This is a genomic window from Erwinia sorbitola, from assembly GCF_009738185.1.
GTDB lineage: Bacteria > Pseudomonadota > Gammaproteobacteria > Enterobacterales > Enterobacteriaceae > Erwinia > Erwinia sorbitola.
This window is the reverse complement of the sequence record NZ_CP046509.1, coordinates 964,121-986,635: the sequence shown is the minus strand read 5'-3', so window position 1 is coordinate 986,635 and position 22,515 is coordinate 964,121. Positions and strand designations below refer to the sequence as shown.

Here is a 22,515-nt window from a genome sequence, read left to right as displayed (position 1 = left end):
TTTACTCTCCTTCCGCCGCGATGCTTGCTGCTGAAATATCAAGGTACTGTGGCATCACTGCCGCAGCGGAATGCTGTTTAGGTGCAACTTCACAGCCACCACCAGGGTTATGCTGGGCAATAAATGCCACCTGTTCCTCCTCCCATACCGCGTCCAGCGCGGCGGGCGTGTCATCTCGCGTTTCCTGAGCGACCTGCTGCTGAAGCAGCTGAGGATCGGCTTCACTGCCGGAAAGCGCCAGCAGCAGAGGGAACAGCGGCGCATATTCGCTCTGCCGCTGTTGCAAACGAGCCGCCAGCAGCGCGAGTATCGGTGCGATATCAAGCAGACCACGGCGAACGCGAGCTTCATCACCCTGTGCCAGATATTCCAGATAGAGCGGCAAAAAGTCCGGCAGCTCTTTCGCGTTCAGATCCAGCCCGTCAGCGCGATACTGATCCAGCAGATCAACCATCGCCTGACCACGATCCCGTGACTCGCCATGCACATGTTCAAACAACAACAACGACGTGGCCCTGCCGCGATCGAACAGTTCGCAGTATTCCGCCTGCCTGTCCAGCAACGGTCGGGCGGCGGCACTCTGAATAATCCCGGTCAGCAGATCGCGCTGTGCTGCATCAAGCTCCTCCGCCTGCGCCAGCGCAGCAAGCACTTCATCCTGATGATCGATAAAGTCCTGCTGCGGATAGTCGAGCAAACGGGCAATGATTCGCAGGGCGATCATGAGTTGTTCTCCGTTTGCTGAGGCGTTTTCTTCGTAATATCGATAGCATCGATACGGCGGCTGTTGAACAGATTAAATTTACCGTCACTGCCGTGGCAGCCATCGCCGAAGCTGAAGCCGCAGCCTTTGCTTTCCGGGAACGCCTCACGGGCCATTTCACGGTGGCTGGTCGGGATAACAAAGCGATCTTCATAGTTAGCAATCGCCAGATAACGATACATCTCCTGCGCCTGCGCCTCGCTCAGGCCTACCTGCTCCAGCGCTCTGATATCGTGCACACCATCAACGGTCTCGGCACGCTTATAATGACGCATCGCCAGCAGTCGCTTCAGAGCCAGCAACACCGGTTCGGTATCTCCTGCGGTCAGCAGGTTCGCCAGGTACTGCACCGGAATGCGCAGGCTTTCCACATCCGGCAGTACGCCGCTGTGGCCCAGCTGTCCGGCGTCAGATACTGACTGAATTGGAGACAGCGGTGGCACGTACCAGACCATCGGCAAGGTGCGATATTCAGGATGCAGCGGCAGCGCCAGCTTCCAGTCCATCGCCATTTTGTATACCGGAGACTGCTGCGCCGCATCGATCACACTCTGCGGTACGCCATCTTTAAGAGCCTGAGCAATCACTTCCGGATCGTGTGGATCAAGGAACACATCCAGCTGGCTCTGATAGAGATCTTTCTCGTTCTCCACCGACGCTGCCTGCTCAATACGATCGGCGTCATACAGCAGAACGCCCAGGTATCGGATGCGCCCGACACAGGTTTCGGAGCAGACGGTCGGCTGTCCGGATTCAATGCGCGGATAGCAGAAAATACATTTTTCTGATTTGCCACTCTTCCAGTTGAAATAGATTTTTTTGTAAGGGCAGCCGGTAATGCACATACGCCAGCCGCGGCACTTGTCCTGGTCGATCAGCACGATGCCATCTTCCGCGCGCTTGTAAATCGCCCCGCTTGGACAGGTTGCCACACAGGCCGGGTTCAGACAGTGCTCACACAGGCGCGGCAGATACATCATGAAGGTGTTTTCAAACTGTCCGTACATCTCCTTCTGAATATGATCGAAGTTTTTATCCTGCGAACGCTTGGTAAACTCGCCGCCGAGGATCTCTTCCCAGTTCGGGCCATTTTCGATCTTCTTCATACGCTGACCGGTGATCAGTGAGCGCGGACGGGCGATCGGCTGATGCTTACCGGCAGGGGCGTTATGCAGGTGCTGATAGTCAAAATCGAATGGCTCGTAATAATCATCCAGCCCCGGAACATCGGGGTTAGCGAAGATTTTCGACAGCACACCAACGCGGCTGCCCATGCGTGGCACCAGCCTGCCGTTGATCTTACGGATCCAACCGCCCTTCCATTTTTCCTGATCCTCCCAGGCATGGGGGAAACCCACGCCAGGTTTACTTTCCACGTTATTAAACCAGGCGTATTCAGTCCCTTCCCGGCTGGTCCAGACGTTTTTACAGGTTACCGAACAGGTGTGGCAGCCGATACATTTGTCGAGGTTAAGCACCATCCCGACCTGAGAACGAATTTTCATTGACCTGCCTCCTGCTGACTGCCCTGGCAATCATCGTTGCCTTCACCATCTAACCAATTGATATTGTTCATTTTACGGACAATTACAAACTCATCGCGGTTAGATCCCACCGTGCCGTAATAGTTAAAGCTGTAAGCCAGCTGTGCATAGCCACCAATCATATGCGTCGGTTTAGGGCAGACGCGGGTTACCGAGTTATGAATACCGCCGCGCTGGCTTGTGATCTCCGAACCAGGAATATTCACAATGCGTTCCTGGGCGTGATACATCATGGTCATGCCGCTCGGGACACGCTGGCTGACGACTGCACGCGCCGTCAACGCGCCGTTGGCGTTAAACGCTTCGATCCAGTCGTTATCTTCAATGCCAAGCTGCTGCGCATCAACCTCACTCAGCCAGACAATTGGCCCGCCGCGCGACAGCGTCAGCATCAGCAGGTTGTCGCTGTAGGTTGAGTGGATACCCCATTTCTGGTGCGGCGTCAGGAAGTTCAGCGCCATCTCAGGGTTGCCGTTCGGTTTTTTATTGAGCAACGGCTCTACCGTACGCGTATCAATCGGCGGACGGTACACCAGCAGACTCTCACCAAAGTCACGCATCCACTGATGATCCTGATACAGCTGCTGACGACCGCTCAGGGTACGCCATGGGATCAGCTCATGAACGTTGGTATAGCCTGCGTTATAGGAGACATGCTCATCTTCAAGGCCTGACCAGGTCGGGCTGGAGATAATCTTACGCGGCTGCGCCTGAATATCGCGGAAGCGGATCTTTTCATCTTCTTTGTTCAGCGCCAGATGGGTATGGTCACGCCCGGTGAATTCACCCAGCGCCTGCCAGGCTTTCACCGCTACCTGACCGTTGGTCTCTGGTGCCAGCGACAGAATCACCTCAGCAGCATCAATTGCACTGTTAATGTTTGGCCGCCCGACTGCCGGGCCATCGGCTTTGACATAGTTGAGCTGCTTCAGGAAGTCGACTTCAGCCTGGGTATTCCAGCTGATGCCTTTACCACCATTACCGAGGTTATCCAGCAGAGGCCCAAGAGAAGTAAAGCGCTCCCAGGTTGCCGGATAGTCACGCTCAACGGTTACAATGTGCGGGGCGGTTTTACCCGGAATCAGGTCGCACTCACCGCGATGCCACTCCTGCACCTCGAACGGCTGCCCGAGTTCAGCGGCAGAGTCATGCTGAATTGGCTGGAGCACCACGTCAGTCTCTTTACCCAGATGGCCAACACAGAGTTCAGAGAAGGTTTTCGCTATACCTTTGTAGATTTCCCAGTCGCTGCGGGACTCCCAGGCAGGATCTACCGCCGCAGACAGCGGATGAATAAACGGATGCATATCCGAAGTATTCATATCGTCTTTTTCATACCAGGTAGCGGTCGGCAATACGATATCCGAATAGAGACAGGTGCTCGACATACGGAAATCGAGGGTGACGACCAGGTCGAGCTTGCCTTCGCCCGGGTTATCCTGCCACTCCACTTCCTGCGGTTTAACGCCCCCCTGCTGCCCCAGATCGCCACCCTGTACGCCGCTTTCAGTACCCAGCAGGTATTTCAGCAAATACTCATGCCCTTTACCGGAGGAACCTAGCAGGTTAGAACGCCAGACGAACAGGTTACGCGGGAAGTTCTGCTGATTATCCGGCTGTTCAGCGGCAAAACGCAGGCTGCCATCTTTAAGGCCGTCCACGGTAAACGCCAGCGGTGTTTTCCCCGCAGCCTGAGCCTGGGCGGCCAGCTGCAATGGGTTTGTGTTGAGCTGCGGCGCGGAAGGCAGCCAGCCCATACGTTCGGAGCGCACGTTAAAGTCGATCAGGCTGCCGCCATAGCGCGACTTATCGGCCAACGGCGACAGCAGTTCATCGGTACGCAGGGTTTCATAACGCCACTGGCTGGAGTGGTTATAGAAGAACGATGTACCGTTCATCTGGCGCGGCGGACGCTGCCAGTCAAGGCCGAACGCCAGCGGCAGCCAGCCGGTTTGCGGACGTAGTTTCTCCTGGCCAACATAGTGCGCCCAGCCGCCACCGCTCTGCCCCACGCAGCCGCAGAAGATCAGCATATTAATCAGACCACGGTAGTTCATATCCATGTGGTACCAGTGGTTAAGACCGGCACCGACAATAATCATTGAACGACCACGGGTTTTCTCGGCTGTTTCAGCAAATTCACGGGCAATACGGACGATATTCTGGCGCGGTACACCGGTAATCTGTTCAGCCCAGGCCGGGGAGTAGGCTTTTACTTCGTCATAGCTGGCAGCACAGTTGTCGTCATTCAGACCGCGCTCAATACCATAGTTCGCCAGCGTCAAATCGTACACGCTGGTCACCAGGGCACTGGAACCATCGGCCAGTTGCAGACGTTTAACCGGCAGCTTATGCAGCAGAATTTCATCCAGCTGTACGCTGTTGAAATTCGGATTATCAATTGCGCCAAAGTACGGGAATCCGACTTCAGCCAGCTCATCATGCTGGCCGAGCAGGCTTAACTGTAGCTCCACTTCCTGCTGATTTTTCCCTTCGCGCTGTTCAAGGTTCCACTTGCCTTTCTCACCCCAGCGGTAGCCGATTGATCCCTGCGGAGCAACCAGCTCTCCGTTCTGCTGATTAATGGCGATGGTTTTCCACTGCGGGTTATTCTCCTGCCCCAGTCCATCAACCAGATCGCTGGCGCGCAGCATACGTCCGGCCGCGTAGTAACCTCCCTCACGTTGCTCCAGCAGCACCAGCATTGGCATATCGGTGTACTGTCGCACGTAGTTACGGAAATATTCCACTTCACGCTGCTGGTGGAATTCAGTGAGGATCACATGGCCGAACGCCAGCGCCAGTGCGCTATCTGTACCCTGTTTCGGGCTTAACCACTGGTCACAAAGTTTGGCAATTTCGGCGTAATCCGGCGTTACCGCCACGGTTTTGGTACCTTTGTAGCGCACTTCGGTAAAGAAGTGGGCATCCGGGGTACGGGTCTGCGGCACGTTACTGCCCCAGGCGATAATATAGGCAGAGTTATACCAGTCGGCGGACTCCGGCACATCGGTCTGCTCGCCCCAGGTCATTGGTGACGCTGGCGGCAGGTCGCAGTACCAATCGTAAAAGCTCAGGCAGGCCCCGCCGATCAGAGAGAGATAACGTGAACCTGCGGCGTACGAGACCATCGACATCGCCGGAATTGGCGAAAAGCCGATAATACGGTCAGGGCCAAAGGTTTTCGCCGTGTAGATATTGGCAGAAGCAATCAGCTCATTCACTTCCTGCCAGTCGGAGCGGACAAATCCCCCACGCCCACGGGCCTCTTTATAGCTTTTCGCCTGCTCAGGATTTTCGACAATAGACTGCCAGGCAAGTACCGGATCGCTATGCTGCGCTTTCGCCGCACGCCAGAGGCTGATCAGGCGTTTACGCACCAGCGGATATTTCAGACGGTTGGCGCTGTAGAGATACCAGGAGTAGCTGGCACCTCGTGGGCAACCGCGCGGTTCATGGTTAGGGAGGTCTGGCCGGGTACGCGGGTAGTCTGTCTGCTGGGTTTCCCAGGTCACCAGACCATTTTTGACATAGATCTTCCAGCTGCATGAACCGGTACAGTTTACACCGTGGGTTGAGCGGACAATCTTGTCATGCTGCCAGCGGCTGCGGTAGCCGTCTTCCCAGTCGCGATTGGTGTTCAGCGTCTGTCCGTGCTCACCGGAAAACGTTTCACCCAACTGTTTAAAATAACGTAACCGATCAAGAAACTTACTCATTCGACATGCTCCAAAAAACTTAAAAGATGTTCGCGCTTATTTCGTTTTTTTACGGCCATAAATCAGCCAGGTCAGCGCGATACAGATCAGATAAAACAGCAAAAACACCTTCATCGCTCCGGCAGGTGAGCCGCTGAGTGACAGTGACATCCCGAAGGTTTGTGGAATAAAGAACCCACCCAGTGCACCAATTGCCGAGATAAAGCCCAGTGCAGCACTGGTATCGGTAACAGCTTCACGCTGTGCGACTTCATCGCTGCCACCTTCAGCTTTAATCCGGTCAATGGTAATTTTGCGGAAGATCACAGCAATCATCTGGAAGGTGGAACCACTGCCCAACCCGGCCGCAAAGAACAGCACCATAAACACGCTGTAAAAGGCGATAAATGAGCCTGGCTTTCCTTCACCTGGCAGGGTCAGGAACAGCAGCGCGCAGAACACCGCCAGCAGGATGAAGGTAAACAGCGAGACACGTACGCCGCCAAGACGATCGGAGATAATGCCGCCTACCGAGCGAGCCAGTGCACCAATAAACGGGCCGAAGAAGGCGTAATGCATAATGACGACATCGGGGAACTGTGTTTTGGCGAGCATGGCAAAGCCAGCGGAGAAGCCGATAAAAGAGCCGAACGTCGCGAGGTATAACAGCGACATAATCCACAGATGGCCACGTTTCAACACCGGCAGCTGCTGACGCAGCGAGCTTTTTGCCGCCGCCAGATCGTTCATACCAAACCAGGCTGCCAGAGTCGCAATCAGTAGTAACGGCACCCACATCCAGGCGGCGTTTTCCAGCCACAATCCCTCTTCTGCAAGGGGTGATGGCTCGCTAAACCAGCCGAAAAGCGCCACTGAAATAGCCAGCGGAGCAAACAGCTGCATTACGCTGACACCCAGGTTGCCTAAACCACCGTTGATTCCCAGCGCCCCTCCCTGATGAGACTTAGGGAAAAAGAAGCTGATATTGCCCATGCTGGAGGCGAAGTTAGCCCCGGCGAAACCACACAGCAGTGAAATCACTACAAATACGGCAAAAGGCGTGGCGGGATTCTGCACGGCAAAGCCGAGCCAGATACAGGGCACCAGCAACAGGGCGGTACTGAAGGCTGTCCAGCGACGGCCACCGAAAACCGGCACCACAAATGAGTAGGGTACCCGCAGCAGCGCACCGGAAACAGATGGCAGCGCGGTCAGCAGAAACAGCTGATCGGTGGTGAAGTTAAAACCCACTTTATTAAGATTGACCGCCACTGCACTAAACAGCATCCAGACGCAGAACGCGAGGAGCAGGCAGAACACGGAGATCCATAGGTTTCGGCTGGCAATACGTTTGCCGGTCTGTTGCCAGAACTCGGCGTTTTCAGGCTGCCAGTCCTGAATCACCGCATGTTTTTCTTTCCCTGAAGATGAGCTAATTTTCGACATAATTCTCTCGGTGTCTGTATAGAATCAGCATATCTTGGGTATCTGATGAGTGAACTGAATTGACATGTATCAACTGGAAAGCAGGTGATAATTCCGATGCAATAAAGAGGTATATTCAATAGTGAGGAGTAATAAAATAAATATTATTAAAATTCATTGAGTTGGAGTAACTATAACCTCTAACACTGCCTGAAAGTCAGCAGGCAACTATTCAGGTCTAACCCTAAAGTGGTACGCATATAAACGCCGAATTTTCCTGGCTATGATAAGAGATGGTTTATACATAAAATAAAAAAGCCTCGCGGATATTGCGAGACTGGTAATCAGAAAATGTTGAATTTATACTCAATAATCATTTCAGAAGAGAGTAACGGTTCCCGGGTATAATGACCTTTAGTCAGTATCGGGGTTTTCTTATTCATCTTATATGACCAGCCCGGGCCAAACATCGCCCATACCGTCAGGTTTTTCAGCGTCGGATCCGACGGAACCCACCGGGTAAAAAAATTAATTTCCCCGGTGCGAACATGGTTACCTTTATAGTTAAACTGACCAATATTACCCGCCACCCCTACTGCCAGATCCGGTGTCAAATTATAATCGGATATTGTGGACAGCATCAGTTCACCATCACGCAAATAGTCACTACCCGCATAGGCCATTGAGGTAAATGTCCCACGCGAGTTCTTACTCATATGACGAGGATAAAAACCCACTTCATGCGCCTTTTTTGCATCGGTATAACCCAGCCCCCACTTACTACTCCAGTTTTTACCTCGCCATTTTGCATCTACTGCAAAGTGCCACGCATTATTATCAAAATCGCGTTTGGCAGCTGGCATTTTTTTATACTCTTCTTCCGCATGGGTACCATATATCTGGATGCCTAAATCAAGGTTTTTTTCCGGTTTCAGATTAGCTCGTAATATATTACGGCGCAGATAATTTTCACTTTCACCAAAACCATATTGGATATTAAGCTTGTCGCTGTTCCAGAGCACATCGCCGCTGGCGATATGGTTGATATATTTCCCAGTATTGGTCTGGAAGCGTTTTTTATCAGGTGAGTTACGATCCATAGAGCGATTTATATAGGCACCACGCAACGTCAAATCACCATATCCGACTGATCCGGTCACTCCCTGATAGGTTGTTGAGGAGAGACGGGTAGAGTTAGTGATCACACCGAAGCTTTTTATTGTCTGCCAGCCCCAGCGCCCCTTCAGTTTAACATCTGCAACCTTGTATCTCAGCTTCATGTAGCGCTCACTGAATTTGGAGTAGCCTGCTGCATTACTTTTTTTATTGCCACTGCCTTTACTGTACAATACGCCTCGCGTATTGAAATAAGTACTGGCCCCCAGTTTTACCGCACTATTAAAAGTCGCATCAAAACCGATAATGCCAGCAAAATAGCCCGATTTAAAATCAAACCCAAACCCCTGGCCCCATGCGTTGTGAATTCTTTTTGTACCAGATTCCTTTTCATTAAGAGTTTTCCAATAATTTTTTAATGATACATTCATATGCGACTGGCTGAAAAATGGATCGTTTAACAGCCAACCAGGCTCCCCATTTTTAATATTATTATCCTTATCCACTTCCGCCCACACCTGTGCTGGAATAATCAGCACAATCATTATTACTTTAAAATGACTGATTTCATTTTCACCCTCCCCCTGAAGAATTGAGCTATAGAAAGGGATAAACTATTCACCCCATAAATACTGAAGAAAAAACATTATTAGTTATCAGAAAAGACCTGAGCTAATCCTGTGTTGTCGCATCCGATGCGAACAATTATCAATCTCAAATTATACTAATACAGCCTGCCCCGCTGTATTATCAGCACTGCCTGTATTTAACAGCCATCTGTTATAGATTTTTCCTTAGCGCAGAAAATAAAAAAACCCGCACCAGATATCGAATAACACCAGCTCTTTTACGAGGCGTTGATTCAATATGCACGATGCAGGTTTTGCCTGTTTTTAACAGTAACAACCCAACGCTTCAAACGTTAACACCAGAGGGCGAAAAAAACATCCACAATTTAGTACTTAAAATCTGAAATGTGATCATTATCATATAATATATCACCACTTAAAATATCACTGTATGCTATTAATTACTTACACACCCCGTTAGAGTTAGGTTAATACTTAAATACTATCGCTTATCTTTTTATCCTTATTAACCACCTTAACCGCATTATTAATCATTATTATTTATAACTTATTATACTGGCTCAACTTATATCAATAAAAGTGCTCACAGGTTGCCGGTATTGATTCTTTGACCTTTTCTATCGGCCTTGATCCAGGGCATAGCAAAAAAACATACTTAACCTGATGATAAAACTCGTCGAAGCCACTAGCAGGAAGACAGGATGACAACACAGCTTACGCAGGTGCTCTCCACCAAGCCCGCCAGTGTATTACTGATCGATGACCACCCGATGATCCGTAGCGGACTCAAACAGCTTATCAGTCTCGATTCGCGTCTCCAGGTTGTGGGGGAAGCCAGCAACGGGGCCGACGGTGTGGTACTGGCAGAGCAGCTTGAGGTAGATTTAATCTTGCTCGACCTCAATATGCCCGGTATGAACGGGCTGGAAACGCTGGAGCAGCTGCGGGCAATCGATGCCTGCGGGCATATCGTGGTATTCAGCGTTTCAGACTACGAAGATGATGTGATTAATGCATTGAAACGCGGGGCAGATGGCTATCTGCTGAAAGATATGGAGCCAGAGAGCCTGCTGGAGTGCCTGCATCGGGCAGCTGCCGGGGAACTGGTACTTAGCAACACCCTCCCCTCACTGCTGGCGGCCAGTTTGCGCCAGCAGCGCCCGCAGGTTCAGGCGCTGAAACCGGAGTTCACCACGCGTGAGCGCGATGTTCTGCGTCTGATAGCCCAGGGCTTAAGTAATAAGCTGATTGCCCGCCGCCTGGGAATAAGTGAGAGCACCGTGAAGGTTCATGTCAAACATCTGCTGAAGAAGCTGAATATAAAATCACGCGTAGAAGCCGCTGTCTGGGCACTGCAATACGGTGAAGTTTAAGGTATTTAAGGCAAAAAAAAACGGTGACCGAAGTCACCGTCTATGGCATTACTGTTTAATCAGATTGTTGCACGCTACCTGTACAACAGGATTCGCGTTAATTATTCGCGAAACAGCGCTTCAATACTCAATCCCTGAGCCTGCAAAATCTCACGCAGGCGGCGCAAGCCTTCAACCTGAATCTGGCGTACACGCTCGCGGGTCAGACCAATTTCACGGCCTACATCTTCCAGCGTGGCCGCTTCGTAACCCAACAGGCCGAAACGACGTGCCAATACTTCGCGCTGCTTGGCGTTCAGTTCGAACAACCATTTTACGATGCTTTGCTTCATATCATCGTCCTGCGTGGTATCTTCCGGGCCGTTATCTTTTTCATCGGCCAGGATGTCCAGCAGCGCTTTTTCAGAATCCCCGCCCAGAGGCGTATCAACTGAAGTAATGCGTTCGTTGAGACGCAGCATCCGGCTGACATCATCAACTGGTTTATCCAGCTGTTGTGCAATCTCTTCCGCACTTGGCTCATGGTCGAGCTTATGGGAAAGTTCACGCGCAGTTCGCAGATAAACGTTCAGCTCTTTCACGATATGAATCGGCAGGCGGATGGTACGGGTTTGGTTCATGATAGCCCGTTCAATCGTCTGACGAATCCACCAGGTGGCGTACGTTGAGAAGCGGAACCCTCTTTCCGGGTCAAACTTCTCTACGGCGCGGATCAGACCGAGGTTACCTTCTTCAATCAGATCCAGCAGTGCCAGACCACGATTGCTGTAACGACGGGCAATCTTAACCACCAGACGCAGGTTACTTTCGATCATGCGGCGACGAGATGGAACGTCACCACGCAGTGCACGACGAGCGAAGAATACTTCTTCCTCTGCCGTAAGCAGCGGAGAGTAACCAATCTCTCCTAAGTAGAGCTGCGTCGCATCCAGCACGCGCTGTGTTGCGCCCTGGGATAACAGCTCTTCTTCTGCTAAGTCGTTATCACCAGGTTCATTTCCAACAAGGGCCTTCTCGTCAAAAACCTCAGCTCCGTTTTCGTCGAATTCCGCGTCTTCATTTAACTCGTTAACTTTCAGCGTATTCTGGCTCATAAGCGGCTCCTACCCGTGATCTCAGGGCAGAACACCAGGGTTCTGCCGGATTAACGTTGCGGTAAATAACGCAACGGATTTACGGATTTCCCCTTGTAACGAATTTCAAAGTGCAATCTAACCGAGCTCGTGCCGGTACTACCCATAGTGGCGATCTTCTGACCCGCTTTCACTTCTTGTTGTTCACGGACCAGCATGGAGTCGTTATGGGCATAAGCACTCAGGTAGTCATCATTATGTTTGATGATAATCAAATTACCGTAACCGCGCAGAGCGTTACCGGCATAAACCACACGGCCAGAAGCGGTGGAAATGACGGGTTGACCACGCGATCCCGCGATATCGATACCTTTATTGCCACCTTCGGAAGCAGAGAAGTTATCGATGATCTTACCGTCTGTCGGCCAACGCCAGCTACCCACTGGGGTTGTGCTGTCGGTTGTGCTACTGACGGTCGGGGCGGTAACCGGAACTGTTGTCGTTGCAGCAGTTTTACCGGACGAAGGCAGCATTTTGCCTTCACTTGTTGTACCTGAATCCTCAGAATACGTAATTACCGGTTGGTGTGCAACCGTTCCCGCTTTCATTTGTGACCCTGTAGATGCAGTGGTCATGCCGCCTGCATTAGCGTCTGCCGCCGTCACCGCATTGCCGCCGGTGATAGGCGTACCTGAACCGTTAGCTACCTGTAATTGCTGGCCAACATTGAGCGCATAAGGCGCGGAGACGTTATTTCGCTGAGCCAAATCACGGAAATCATTGCCGGTAATCCAGGCAATATAGAATAGCGTATCACCCCGTTTTACCGTGTAAGTGTCGCCACCATAGCTACCTTTCGGAATATTCCCATAACTGCGGTTGTACACAATGCGTCCATTTTCCATGACCACATTCTGATTCTGACTGGCCGAGCCGGAAGAAACCATCCCGCCACCTGAAGCAGGCGGACGCGCAGGACGAATAAACCCGCCATTGCCGCCGGAGGCACTGCTGGTCATGCCAGAGTTACCGGAGTTACTGCTCATCATGCCGGAGTCATTTCCGCCAACGGAGCTGATGGGGGCCTGTGCGTTATCGCTGCTGCTACAACCTGCCAGCCAAAATCCTACCAATGAAACGGCCGCAATACGGCGTAACTTAAATACTGGGCTTCCCGTGCTCATTAAATCCCCCATGACGGCAATACTTTTACGAAAAAAATATACTTCATTACAGCAACACGGCTGACGGCAGCAAAGCCCGCATGTGCAAATTTAGTCAGATACTAGCAATATCAGTCACTGCGTGCCATGAAACAGTTGTATAGAAATATCCTGGTTATGCCGAGATCAGGCAAGGTCACCCTTCACCAGCGGCACAAAACGTACGGCTTCGACGGTATCGATGATGAATTCATCGCCTTTACGGCGCACCCGCTGCAAAACCTGCTGCTCTTCACCTACCGGCAGCACCATAATACCGCCCTCATCGAGCTGGGACATTAATGCTTCAGGAATTTCCGGCGGAGCCGCAGTCACAATAATTGCATCAAACGGCCCGCGCGATGGCCAGCCAAGCCAGCCATCACCATGACGGGTAGAAACATTATGCAGATCGAGCTGCTTCAGGCGGCGTTTAGCCTGCCACTGCAACCCTTTAATTCGCTCGACTGAGCAAACATGCTCTACCAGATGGGCCAGAATTGCTGTTTGATAGCCCGAACCGGTGCCGATTTCCAGCACGCGGGATGCCGGTGTTAATGCCAGCAGCGAGGTCATTTTTGCGACCATATATGGCTGGGAAATCGTCTGCCCCGAACCGATAGGCAACGCGGTATTTTCCCACGCTTTATGCTCAAACGCTTCATCCACAAAGCGTTCGCGCGGCACATCCTCAATAGCTTTCAGCAGCCGTTCGTCTTCGATTCCCAGCTGTCGCAACTGCGTCAACAGTGTCTCTATTCGCCCACTTACCATTCGCGATTGACCTCAACGTTGGCTAACCAGGAAGAGACGACCTCCTGCGCGGCATGAGCGGTAAGATCGACATGCAGTGCGGTCACCGATACATAGCCCTCATCAACGGCAGCAAAATCGGTGTCCGGACCGGCATCGAGCTTTTCGCCCGGCGGGCCAATCCAGTACATCGTATTACCACGCGGATCCTGCTGAGGGATCGCCTGATCGCTGGGATGACGGCTACCGCAGCGGGTCACGCGTATCCCTTTGATCTGGTCGAGAGGGAGATCCGGCACGTTAATATTGAGAATACGCCCGGTACGCAGCGGCTCACGCAGCAGTGCTTTCAGGATGGAGCAGGTCACCGCTGCCGCCGTATCATAGTGCACGTGGCCGTCAAGGGAGACCGCCAGCGCGGGCAGCCCAAGATGCCGGCCTTCCATTGCCGCAGCCACGGTACCTGAATAGATCACATCATCACCGAGATTGGGGCCAGCGTTAATACCAGAAACCACAATATCGGGTTTCGGACGCATCAGGGTATTTACCCCCAGATAGACGCAGTCCGTTGGCGTTCCCATCTGTACCGCAATATCCCCATTGGGATAGTTGAAGGTACGCAACGGCGTCTCCAGCGTCAGCGAATTTGAGGCCCCGCTACGATTACGGTCTGGGGCGACAACCTGAACTTCAGCAAACTCACGCAGCGCTTTTGCCAACGTCTGAATGCCTGGCGCATGGATACCGTCATCGTTACTCAGCAAAATGCGCATTGATACCTAACCTGTTGATAAATTTTGTTCACCTCACCCCGGAAACTCACTGATATTCTGCGGGGCTTCGGCGTGGCTGAAAGCATTTTAGCCCGATGCGCCGGGGAGTGGTAGGTGTAAATGTCTGGTAACCCGAAGGATGCTGGTCAGCAACAGCCACCTGTGTACATCAGTTTTCCGCTTTATCTTTCCCAAGCTGCTGCAAAAAGTGCTGCTGTGAACTCAGCAGCCGGGTGAGGCTCAGGCACTGATAATCATAACCATAGCGCGACGCAGTCTTTGCGATGATCTCTGCCAGCATCGGATAGTGACGGTGGCTCCAGTGGGGAAACAGATGATGCGTCAAGTGCAGGTTCATGCCGCCCAGCCAGTACCCCAGCCAGCGCGGGCGCGTCAGCCAGTCACAGGTGGTGGCAAACAGATGACTGTAGCGGCTGTGCGGCAGTTTACCCTGCTCCGTCGGCTGATAGCTGTTCCCTTTTGCCCAGTGCGTACCAATAATCAGCATGACAAAAACCAGCGAAGCCAGCATCTGACAGGCGAGGTAAACCAGCACAATAGTGCCGATGCCCAATGACGGTGGCAACAGCCAAAAAGGCAGCGCCAGCACCAGTAAAAAATGGCCCAGTTTTGTCAGCAGAAATGCCGCCCAGCCTCTGAATCCCTGTAAGCGCATTTTGGCCCCGACGCGCGTCTGCCCGGCGCGATCCAGCCAGTCAAATAACCAGACGTAATAGGGAAAAGTCAGCGCGGCCACCAGCGGCCAGTAATAGCGCTGAAAACGCATAAACGGGCGCAGCCGCTGGAAACGCGACTGCCGCAGAATACCGTTCTCTTCCATATCCGGATCGTAGCCGATAACGTTATTGCCTGAGTGGTGCATCAGCACATGGCGCACGCGCCAGCACTCCGGATCCAGCCCCAGCGGAATGGTGGCCAGCACATTCAGCCAGCGATTGGCACTGCGCGAACGGAAAAACGCCTGGTGTGAGGCATCATGCACAATATTGATCGCCAGCAGCATGGCAAAGAAACTGACCCCGGCCTGACAGGCAGCCCAGGCCAGCCAGTGAGTCTGTTGCAGGCCCAGCCAGCAGCAGACACCGGTCAGTAATCCCAGCAGCAGCGCTTTGGCGATCATCCCCCCGTCAGCAAACCGGTGATCCCCATGATGCTCAAGCGCCCTCTGGGCGGCACGCGTCAGCTCACGATGGAATTGCAGATTTTCACGGGCAAAACGCAGCGGCGGGAGATTCATAGCGCCTCCTGCGGCTGCCCCATACGGCGCAGAAACGCCTGCTGACGGCGCAGCAGTTCGCGATAGCTGATACAGCGGTAATTCATACCATGTTCGCTGGCGAGCCGGGCGAGTATCGCCGCCAGCGCCGGATAATGGCGGTGATGCCAGCCGGGGAAAAGATGGTGCGTCAGATGCAGATTAAGCCCTCCGGTGAAATATCCCAGCCAGGCGGGTGACGGCTGCCAGTCACAGGCGGTGGCAAAGTTATGCCGATACCATCCGTGTGGTAACTCACCTTCCGCCCCTGGCTGATAGAACTCAGCCTCGGCCCAGTGCGTTCCCAGCAGCAGGAACACCACCAGCAGCGAAGCTGCCATCTGGCTACCGAGCCAGGTCGCCAGCACCACGGAAATAGCAATGCCATGTTGTTCTGCCGCCCACAGCGGTATGGCCAGCACCAGCAGCAGATGCAGTGTCTTGGAGAGACAAAACAGCAGCCAGCCGCGCACCCCGGGCATCACCTGGCGCTGCGCCAGCGGTGTTTTTCCGCAGCGGTCGGCCCAGTCAAATACCCAGGCCAGATAGGGCAGTGACAGCGCAGCAATCAACGGCCAGTACAGATGCTGCCAGCGCATCCAGGGACGCCAGCGCTGAAACGGCGTTTGCCGGAAGAACCCGTTCTCTTCGGTATCAAGATCGTAATGCTCGATATTGGCGTAAACATGGTGAAAGTGGACATGCCGCACCCGCCAGTAATCGGGATCAAGCCCCAGCGGCAGCGTCACCACCCGGCTGATAATGCGATTAATTCGGGGAGAGCGGCTGAACACTCCGTGGCTGGCATCGTGATTAACGTTGATGTTTAGCAGCATCGCCATCAGCATGAACAGCAGATAGCAGATAACAAATCCGCCGCTGCTCACCTGAAGCAGACTCAGCAGATAACAGGTTACGCAGAGCACCAGCAGCAGGCCCGCCTTCAGCCACTCACGGCCTCCGGCAAAACGATGTTCCCGGGAACCAGAGAGATAATGATGCGCTGCACGCTGCAATGCCTGATGAAACGCCTGTTCACCATCCGCAGGATAGCGCAGTGGCGGCAATGTCTCAGACATGTTCTCCTCCGGGTTTCAGCGTCTGCCGCCCCCATCCTGCGGCCAGAGCCATGCTGTGCAGCATCACCAGCAGCGCTGCGACCAGCCAGGGTTCAACGGCATTGCGGCAAAGTATAAACCAGACCGGCGATGCCAGCCCTACCGTCAGCCACAGCAGCAGGCTCCAGCGCCGCCCCTCCGACAGCCCCCCCAGCGCCACCGCCCCCAGAGCCAGCAGCACAAACAGCGCCACCTGCTCCCGGCTGATATGCTGATAGCCGTAACCATAAATCCAGACATAGCTCGCCACCAGCACAAACAGCAGCAGCATTCCGCTGGTCAGCGCCCTGGCCCGGCAGTGAAATGCTGCCGCACTGTTTGCCGGCAAGAAAGGCAGCTTTAGCAGGCGGAAAAATGGCCGGTTGCTTGCCCAGAACGGGTTGCGCGATGAACGCTCTCCGCCGGTGCCAAAGCGATACTCCGTTTCCGGCAGACGGGCAAAAGTACCAAACAGCTTGTCCCAAAAAATAAAGCTGCCGCCAAAGTTCTTATCCGAATAGGCGCGATCGCAGACGTGGTGAACCCGGTGATGATTTGGCGTCACCAGAATATACTCCAGCCAGCCAAGCTTCGGCGTCAGGGCGTTGTGATTAAACAGCTGCACGCTGTAGTGGAAGATCGACACGGTGATAAATACCGAGAGCGGCACCCCCGCCAGCGCCAGCAGCAGGAAAAAAGGGATCGATGTCAGCGAAGAGTACCAGGAGTTACGCACGCCCAGCGACAGGTTAAAATGTTCGCCCTGATGATGCACCACGTGCACTGCCCACAGCAGGCTGAAACGATGATGCAGCCGGTGCAGCCAGTAAAAAGCAAAATCCCAGGCCAGCAGGGCAAACAGCCACAATCCCCACGTGGGCAGCCCGTCCAGCCAGTGCTGGCTGAAATGCAGCGCCACATAGCCGTAGCAGGTCACCTCAAGACCGCGAAACAGCCACAGCATGATATGGCCGGAGTTGAGGTTGAACACCACATCATGCCAGTTGACCTGATGCTTATCCTGGCGGCTCAACACCAGCGCCTCTGCCATCACCAGCATCACCATCGCCACAATCGGCAGGACTAAATCACTCATTGCCGCTCTCTCCGCGCAAAACAGAACGCTGGTGCTGCCCGCTGGCAGATCCAGCCGCAAAGTATCGCTACCAGAGCGCCACTCACCAGGTCAATAAACAGATGGCGGCGCAGTTGCAGAATCGAGAATGCGATCAGCGCCCCCCACAGTATCAGCAACCCGCTGCGCCAGCGCTGTTTGCGCTGATAGAGAGCCCACACCGCCAGCAGCGACAGGGCCATATGCAGCGAGGGCAGACAATTCTGCGTGGAGTCGGCCGCAATAAGCTGCGCCAGCAGCTGAGAACTCAGCCCCGGCCCGCTGTTATGGGGATAAATCAGCGTCGTGGGCCAGAGCAGATATACCGCGCCACACACCAGCGCCGTCAGCAGCATTGATGCGGTTAACCAGCGCAGTTTCTCGGGGCGGCAAAACAGATAGCCCGCCGGGATCAGCAGAAAGAAGGAGAGATAGAGCCAGATGCCCCCGGCGCTGAAGGAGATCATTCTGTCAATCACCCCCGGCTGCATTACGGTGCCCGGCCCCTGCCAGCGATCGCTGAGGGTATAAACTACGCCGACGCCGCCCCAACCCACCAGCATCGCCGCTAAACGCATGAACAGATTCACAGCTCTTCTCCCTTCAGGCGAATAATGCGCCGCCGCTTACGATCAAACTGCGGCATCAGCGGCTGCACGCTTAACTGCCAGCGAAGAAAGTCAGTGGCGATGCCCTGCTGAACAAACAGCGCTATCAACGCCTGCTGGCAGGCAATAAGCTGCTCTTCGCTGGCATCGCTAATCAGCTGCAAATCCCGTGTGCCTGTCTGTACCAGGCGGTAATCGCTGGTCAGCGGCAGGCTGCGGGCAATGGCACGGCTGCATACATCAGCAAATACGCCCTGCACTTCGCCTTTAAGATCGGGCAACAGCAGCCGATCGTCGCGCCGCCCTTCTATCGCTTCCAGTACGCGGGTCGGCTGCCCGCAGGGGCAAGGTTCGCTGGCAGCAACCAGCACATCATCAAGGCGATAGCGGACAACTGGCTGCGTACGTCGGCTAAAATCAGTGATAACGGGGGTAAAACGCCGCTCGTCAAGCCATTCAGGCTCAATATGGATAAACTCCTCATTAAGATGCAGGCGTCCGTGAGAACAGGTTGCCCCCAGAAAGCCTTCGGTAGCCTGATATACTTCGGCCACATCACCAAAAACAGTGCTCAACAGCTGGCGATCCTGCGGCTCCAGCACTTCTGCTACCGAAATAACCCGGCTGACATTCAGCTCCAGCTGTCCGCGCTGCACGGCGAGCGCCAGCGCCCGCAGCACCTGCGCCGGAGCAACAATAATTGTCGGTGCAAACTGCGGCAGAGTGCGTAAATGATCGCTAAAAGGGGCGAAAAGATCGTAGAAGGACAGACTCAGCCAGCGGGTGTCGACGCTGTGATAGAGATGATTATCCGCACGTAAAAACAGCGCCACACGCTCACCGGAGAGCAGCCCACGCGGCAGCATCTTCGCCAGCATTCCCCCCGCCCAGATACGCTGCTCCTGCGGACTGACAACAAATACACCACGCTGACCGGAGGTTCCGGAAGACAAGCCAACGCTGAAATGGCCGACCTTTGGCGCAAAATCGCGATCCTGCTCGCTCTTCAGCGCACACTCCAGCAGCCTGTCGACCTCCAGCCCGGCGGTATTCATCTGATCAAAGTGCGCCATCATCTCTGTTTTATCGCTCAGTGGCCACGCCGACAGCGGCAGATGGCGATACGGCGCATAAAATGGGCTCTTCGCCAGCACAACACGTGAGAATTTTTTCAGCTGCTTCTCCTGCCACTGCTCCAGTTCCGCACGATCGCGGAACCTGAGCCGGCGTGCACGGAAATAGTGCCACAGCATACGCAGTGGGATCATAAATCCCCCTCGTGACACAGGAGAATACGGGCTTTCCCCCCGCGCCACAGCTGATGCAGCTGGTTAAGCGTGCGATAGTAAGCTGCACTGTCATCCATAATCAGGTTCGCCAGCGGCGAAGGGCCGCGTAATTTCTGGTAGTTGTCGGGGCACCAGGCCGCATCGCTGGCCAGCAGCGTCCAGCCGTCATCTTGCAGCACAAACGCGCCCAGATGCCCGGCAGCATGGCCCGGCAGCGGCACCAGTAAAATCTCACCGTTACTCTCCGGCAGCAGCCAGCCGCGCTCAAAAGGACGAAGTTCAGCGGGTAGCTCAACCTCATCAAAGCTTTCGACAAAGCGCAGGCGTGACTCAAAGTCCGGGGGAATAAGCCCCGGAACAAATGCACTTTTTAATGCACGGAAGCCTTGCAGCGTGCGGGTTTTCTGCCACCCGCTGCCTGAACTGATCATTGGCACCTGCGGGAAATCATGCAGTCCGGCAATATGGTCACCGTGAAAGTGGGAAATAATCAGCCCTTCAATGTCCCCTGGCTGGTACCCGGCATGCGCCAGCTGGGCAACCAGCGCCTGCTGCGGTGAGAACCAGACCGGAGTGATCTGCGCATAAAGACGAAAAATCCCGCTGCGCGTGTGATCGGCAAAATGGCTTGCATAGCCGGTATCCCATAGCCAGCGGCGGTTATTGGCTTCCAGCAGCCAGGCGCGTGCGGGAAAACGGCAGACGCGCAGCCCGGCGCCGCGCAGTGCCATACAGCCACGATGAGTGCAGTAGCCCACCTCAAAGGTCGTTAATTTAGCCAATTTTGCCGACTCCCTGCTGCCGCCACCAGGCCCCCGTCAGCGCAATCGCCTCCTCCATGGAATAGTGCGGACGATAGCCGAGTTCATCGATGGCACGCCGCTGGCAGAGGGTCATATCAGTGCTGACCGCCCCCACGCTGTAGCGGGTCAGCAGCGGTTCGCGGCGCGTCAGTAACGCGACGCCCTCCATCAGCGCGGCCACACCATACAGCAGGCTGGCCGGGAGCGAACGGATTTCACACGCTAATCCAAGCTGCTGGTTCAGCAACTGATGCAGCACCTGCGCCAGCGTTACCGGCTGTTGATTGGTGATGTTATACACCGCGCCAGAATTCAGAGCAGGCAACTCAGTAGCCAGCCACATTGCCTGAACCACGTTGAGTACAAAGGTCAGATCGAGTAGCGCAGTGCCGCCGTTGGGCAGGCGCAGCACGCCGTTATCACGCCGCAGCTGTGCCAGCAGACGGGGCACAATGACCCGGTCGTGAGCACCAAACAGCGCCCGTGGACGCAGCATGACAAAGGTGGTGGCGGCATATTGCGCTACCCGCTGTACGACCACCTGCTCGGCGGCGAATTTACTGGCGGCATAGTGGCTGGCAAAGCGCCGGGCGCGAAACGTCTCCGCAATATCGTAGTGAGGGGAGTAATCGAAATAGATTGCCGGAGTTGAGATATGAATAAAGCGCGCCACCCCCTGCTGCCCGGCGGCAGCGGTCAGGCGCTCAGTGGCAACCACATTTGCCTGCCAGAAATCTTCACGCCTGCCCCAGGGGGAGGATTTAGCAGCACAGTGCCAGACCGTGTCGGCCCCTTCTACCAGCGCTGCGCAGTCTGCAACCGTGGCTGAGGCCAGATCAAGGGCGGTAAAAGCCGCGCCGGTCTGCTGAAGTAACGCCCCCACCGCCCGGTCACGTCCGGTAGCATGAACCTGATGTCCGGCGGCCAGCAGCCACTCCACGGCGTTGCGCCCTAACCCGCTGGTGGCTCCGGTCACCAGAATCTTCACGGCAGCAATACCATGCCGCCGAGAGTTAATCCGGCGGCAGTGCCAATCAGCATCACCGGCCCTTTGCGGAAGCGATCGGTGACAATCGCCTCATGCAGGGCGCTGGGGATCGACGCTGCTACCTGATTTCCGCGATGACGGTAAATATCCACCAGCGCCTCGCTGCTGACATTGAGACGTTTGCGCATATGCTCCAGCGACAGGTGGCTGGCCTGATGCGGCACCACCGTAGCAATCTGCGCGAGGCTCAGTCCGGCCATCGCCAGCAGCCGCGACAGATAATCTTCAATCAGCCCGGAAGCCTGACGGAACAGTTTTTTACCCTGCATATGGAACAGAAAATCACTGTCACGCATACCGCTGCGCGGGTTACAGCGAGTCCCCCCCGCGCGGATCTCACAAAGCTCACTGCCATCCGGCCAGCTCTCCATCAGGCAGGAGAGAATCCCGCTCTGCCCGTCGCCGCGCTCAACGATAGCGCAGGCCGCGCCGTCGCCAAAGATCAGCGAGGACTCTTCATGTTCCCAGTCAATACCGCGTGAGGCCAGCTCGGCAGAGACGATGGCAATACGCCGATAGGCTCCGCAGTTCACCAGGCCGGCCGCCACCTGTAACGCCGAAATAAAACTAACGCAGCTGCTGTTGATATCAAACACCGCTATGCCGGGAGGTAGCGATGACAGCTTAAGCACCTGTATCGCACTGCATGGCAACGCCTGTACGGCGATCGCCGAGGCAAAAATCAGCAGATCTATCGAGGCCGGGTCAATATGATTTTCATTCAGTGCGGCGGCAAGCGCATCGGCTCCGAGCCGGGCCTGGCTTGCCTGATTATCTGCATGATAGCGGTGGCTGATACCCGAGCGTTTTTCCACATAGCCAGGCCTGAAGCCAAGACGCTGATCCAGCATTGCAGAGGTGATGCAGCCGGGGGGCAGAGCTACGCCGCTGGCAATAATTTTCAGAGGTATAAAAGCCGTGGCGCTCTCCGGCGCTGGCAGATGGGGCTGGTTCATCCGCTTTCCCA

18 protein-coding genes are annotated in these 22,515 nt (G+C 54.6%); 1 reads left to right on the top strand and 17 read right to left on the bottom strand.

What is annotated here, in order from left to right; genetic code table 11:
- Window position 1: 1 nt before the first annotated feature.
- The 5 genes from narJ to GN242_RS04380 all read right to left on the bottom strand — a co-directional run bounded on the left by narJ (window position 2) and on the right by GN242_RS04380 (window position 9,091).
- Complete coding sequence (gene narJ / locus GN242_RS04400) at window positions 2-724, bottom strand: nitrate reductase molybdenum cofactor assembly chaperone (RefSeq protein WP_154753642.1); 723 nt, start codon at window positions 722-724, stop codon at window positions 2-4.
- The gene (gene narH / locus GN242_RS04395; RefSeq protein WP_154753641.1) at window positions 721-2,268 is read right to left on the bottom strand and encodes a nitrate reductase subunit beta; all 1,548 of its coding nucleotides are present in this window, start codon (window positions 2,266-2,268) and stop codon (window positions 721-723) included. Before narH ends, narJ begins: the two co-directional genes overlap by 4 nt.
- A complete protein-coding gene (locus GN242_RS04390; protein WP_154753640.1) occupies window positions 2,265-6,026 on the bottom strand; it encodes a nitrate reductase subunit alpha in 3,762 nt (1,253 codons plus the stop codon). Before GN242_RS04390 ends, narH begins: the two co-directional genes overlap by 4 nt.
- Window positions 6,027-6,062: 36 nt before the next feature.
- A complete protein-coding gene (locus GN242_RS04385; RefSeq protein ID WP_154753639.1) occupies window positions 6,063-7,451 on the bottom strand; it encodes a NarK family nitrate/nitrite MFS transporter in 1,389 nt (462 codons plus the stop codon).
- 323 nt (window positions 7,452-7,774) lie between these two features.
- Window positions 7,775-9,091, bottom strand: a complete 1,317-nt coding sequence (locus tag GN242_RS04380) for an OprD family outer membrane porin (RefSeq protein ID WP_154753638.1) — start codon at window positions 9,089-9,091, stop codon at window positions 7,775-7,777.
- Window positions 9,092-9,837: 746 nt separating this feature from the next.
- On the opposite strand from GN242_RS04380, the gene narL reads away from it, so the two are divergent.
- A complete protein-coding gene (narL, locus tag GN242_RS04375) occupies window positions 9,838-10,509 on the top strand; it encodes a two-component system response regulator NarL (protein ID WP_154753637.1) in 672 nt (223 codons plus the stop codon).
- Window positions 10,510-10,610: 101 nt separating this feature from the next.
- Here narL and rpoS read toward each other — a convergent pair whose 3' ends face one another.
- The 12 genes from rpoS to GN242_RS04315 all read right to left on the bottom strand — a co-directional run bounded on the left by rpoS (window position 10,611) and on the right by GN242_RS04315 (window position 22,504).
- Complete coding sequence (rpoS, locus tag GN242_RS04370; protein WP_154753636.1) at window positions 10,611-11,603, bottom strand: RNA polymerase sigma factor RpoS; 993 nt, start codon at window positions 11,601-11,603, stop codon at window positions 10,611-10,613.
- Between the two features lie 50 nt (window positions 11,604-11,653).
- Complete coding sequence (gene nlpD / locus GN242_RS04365) at window positions 11,654-12,766, bottom strand: murein hydrolase activator NlpD (RefSeq protein WP_154753635.1); 1,113 nt, start codon at window positions 12,764-12,766, stop codon at window positions 11,654-11,656.
- Between the two features lie 165 nt (window positions 12,767-12,931).
- A complete protein-coding gene (locus GN242_RS04360; RefSeq protein WP_154753634.1) occupies window positions 12,932-13,558 on the bottom strand; it encodes a protein-L-isoaspartate(D-aspartate) O-methyltransferase in 627 nt (208 codons plus the stop codon).
- On the bottom strand, window positions 13,552-14,313 hold the full coding sequence (gene surE, locus GN242_RS04355) for a 5'/3'-nucleotidase SurE (protein WP_133846016.1): 762 nt from the start codon (window positions 14,311-14,313) through the stop codon (window positions 13,552-13,554). The genes GN242_RS04360 and surE overlap by 7 nt, the downstream gene beginning before the upstream one ends.
- Window positions 14,314-14,482: 169 nt before the next feature.
- Window positions 14,483-15,571, bottom strand: coding sequence for a fatty acid desaturase family protein (locus tag GN242_RS04350; RefSeq protein ID WP_156286975.1), 1,089 nt, complete (start codon window positions 15,569-15,571; stop codon window positions 14,483-14,485).
- A complete protein-coding gene (locus GN242_RS04345) occupies window positions 15,568-16,668 on the bottom strand; it encodes an acyl-CoA desaturase (RefSeq protein WP_156286974.1) in 1,101 nt (366 codons plus the stop codon). Before GN242_RS04345 ends, GN242_RS04350 begins: the two co-directional genes overlap by 4 nt.
- The gene (locus GN242_RS04340) at window positions 16,661-17,782 is read right to left on the bottom strand and encodes a sterol desaturase family protein (RefSeq protein WP_156286973.1); all 1,122 of its coding nucleotides are present in this window, start codon (window positions 17,780-17,782) and stop codon (window positions 16,661-16,663) included. Before GN242_RS04340 ends, GN242_RS04345 begins: the two co-directional genes overlap by 8 nt.
- On the bottom strand, window positions 17,779-18,363 hold the full coding sequence (locus GN242_RS04335; protein ID WP_156288185.1) for a phosphatase PAP2 family protein: 585 nt from the start codon (window positions 18,361-18,363) through the stop codon (window positions 17,779-17,781). The genes GN242_RS04340 and GN242_RS04335 overlap by 4 nt, the downstream gene beginning before the upstream one ends.
- A gap of 23 nt (window positions 18,364-18,386) precedes the next feature.
- The gene (locus GN242_RS04330; RefSeq protein ID WP_156286972.1) at window positions 18,387-19,676 is read right to left on the bottom strand and encodes a F390 synthetase-related protein; all 1,290 of its coding nucleotides are present in this window, start codon (window positions 19,674-19,676) and stop codon (window positions 18,387-18,389) included.
- A complete protein-coding gene (locus GN242_RS04325; RefSeq protein WP_156286971.1) occupies window positions 19,673-20,479 on the bottom strand; it encodes an MBL fold metallo-hydrolase in 807 nt (268 codons plus the stop codon). The genes GN242_RS04330 and GN242_RS04325 overlap by 4 nt, the downstream gene beginning before the upstream one ends.
- Window positions 20,472-21,488 (bottom strand): NAD-dependent epimerase/dehydratase family protein, encoded by a 1,017-nt coding sequence (locus tag GN242_RS04320; RefSeq protein WP_156286970.1) that lies wholly within the window; start codon window positions 21,486-21,488, stop codon window positions 20,472-20,474. The genes GN242_RS04325 and GN242_RS04320 overlap by 8 nt, the downstream gene beginning before the upstream one ends.
- A complete protein-coding gene (locus GN242_RS04315) occupies window positions 21,485-22,504 on the bottom strand; it encodes a 3-oxoacyl-[acyl-carrier-protein] synthase III C-terminal domain-containing protein (protein ID WP_154753627.1) in 1,020 nt (339 codons plus the stop codon). Before GN242_RS04315 ends, GN242_RS04320 begins: the two co-directional genes overlap by 4 nt.
- Between the last annotated feature and the right edge of the window lie 11 nt (window positions 22,505-22,515).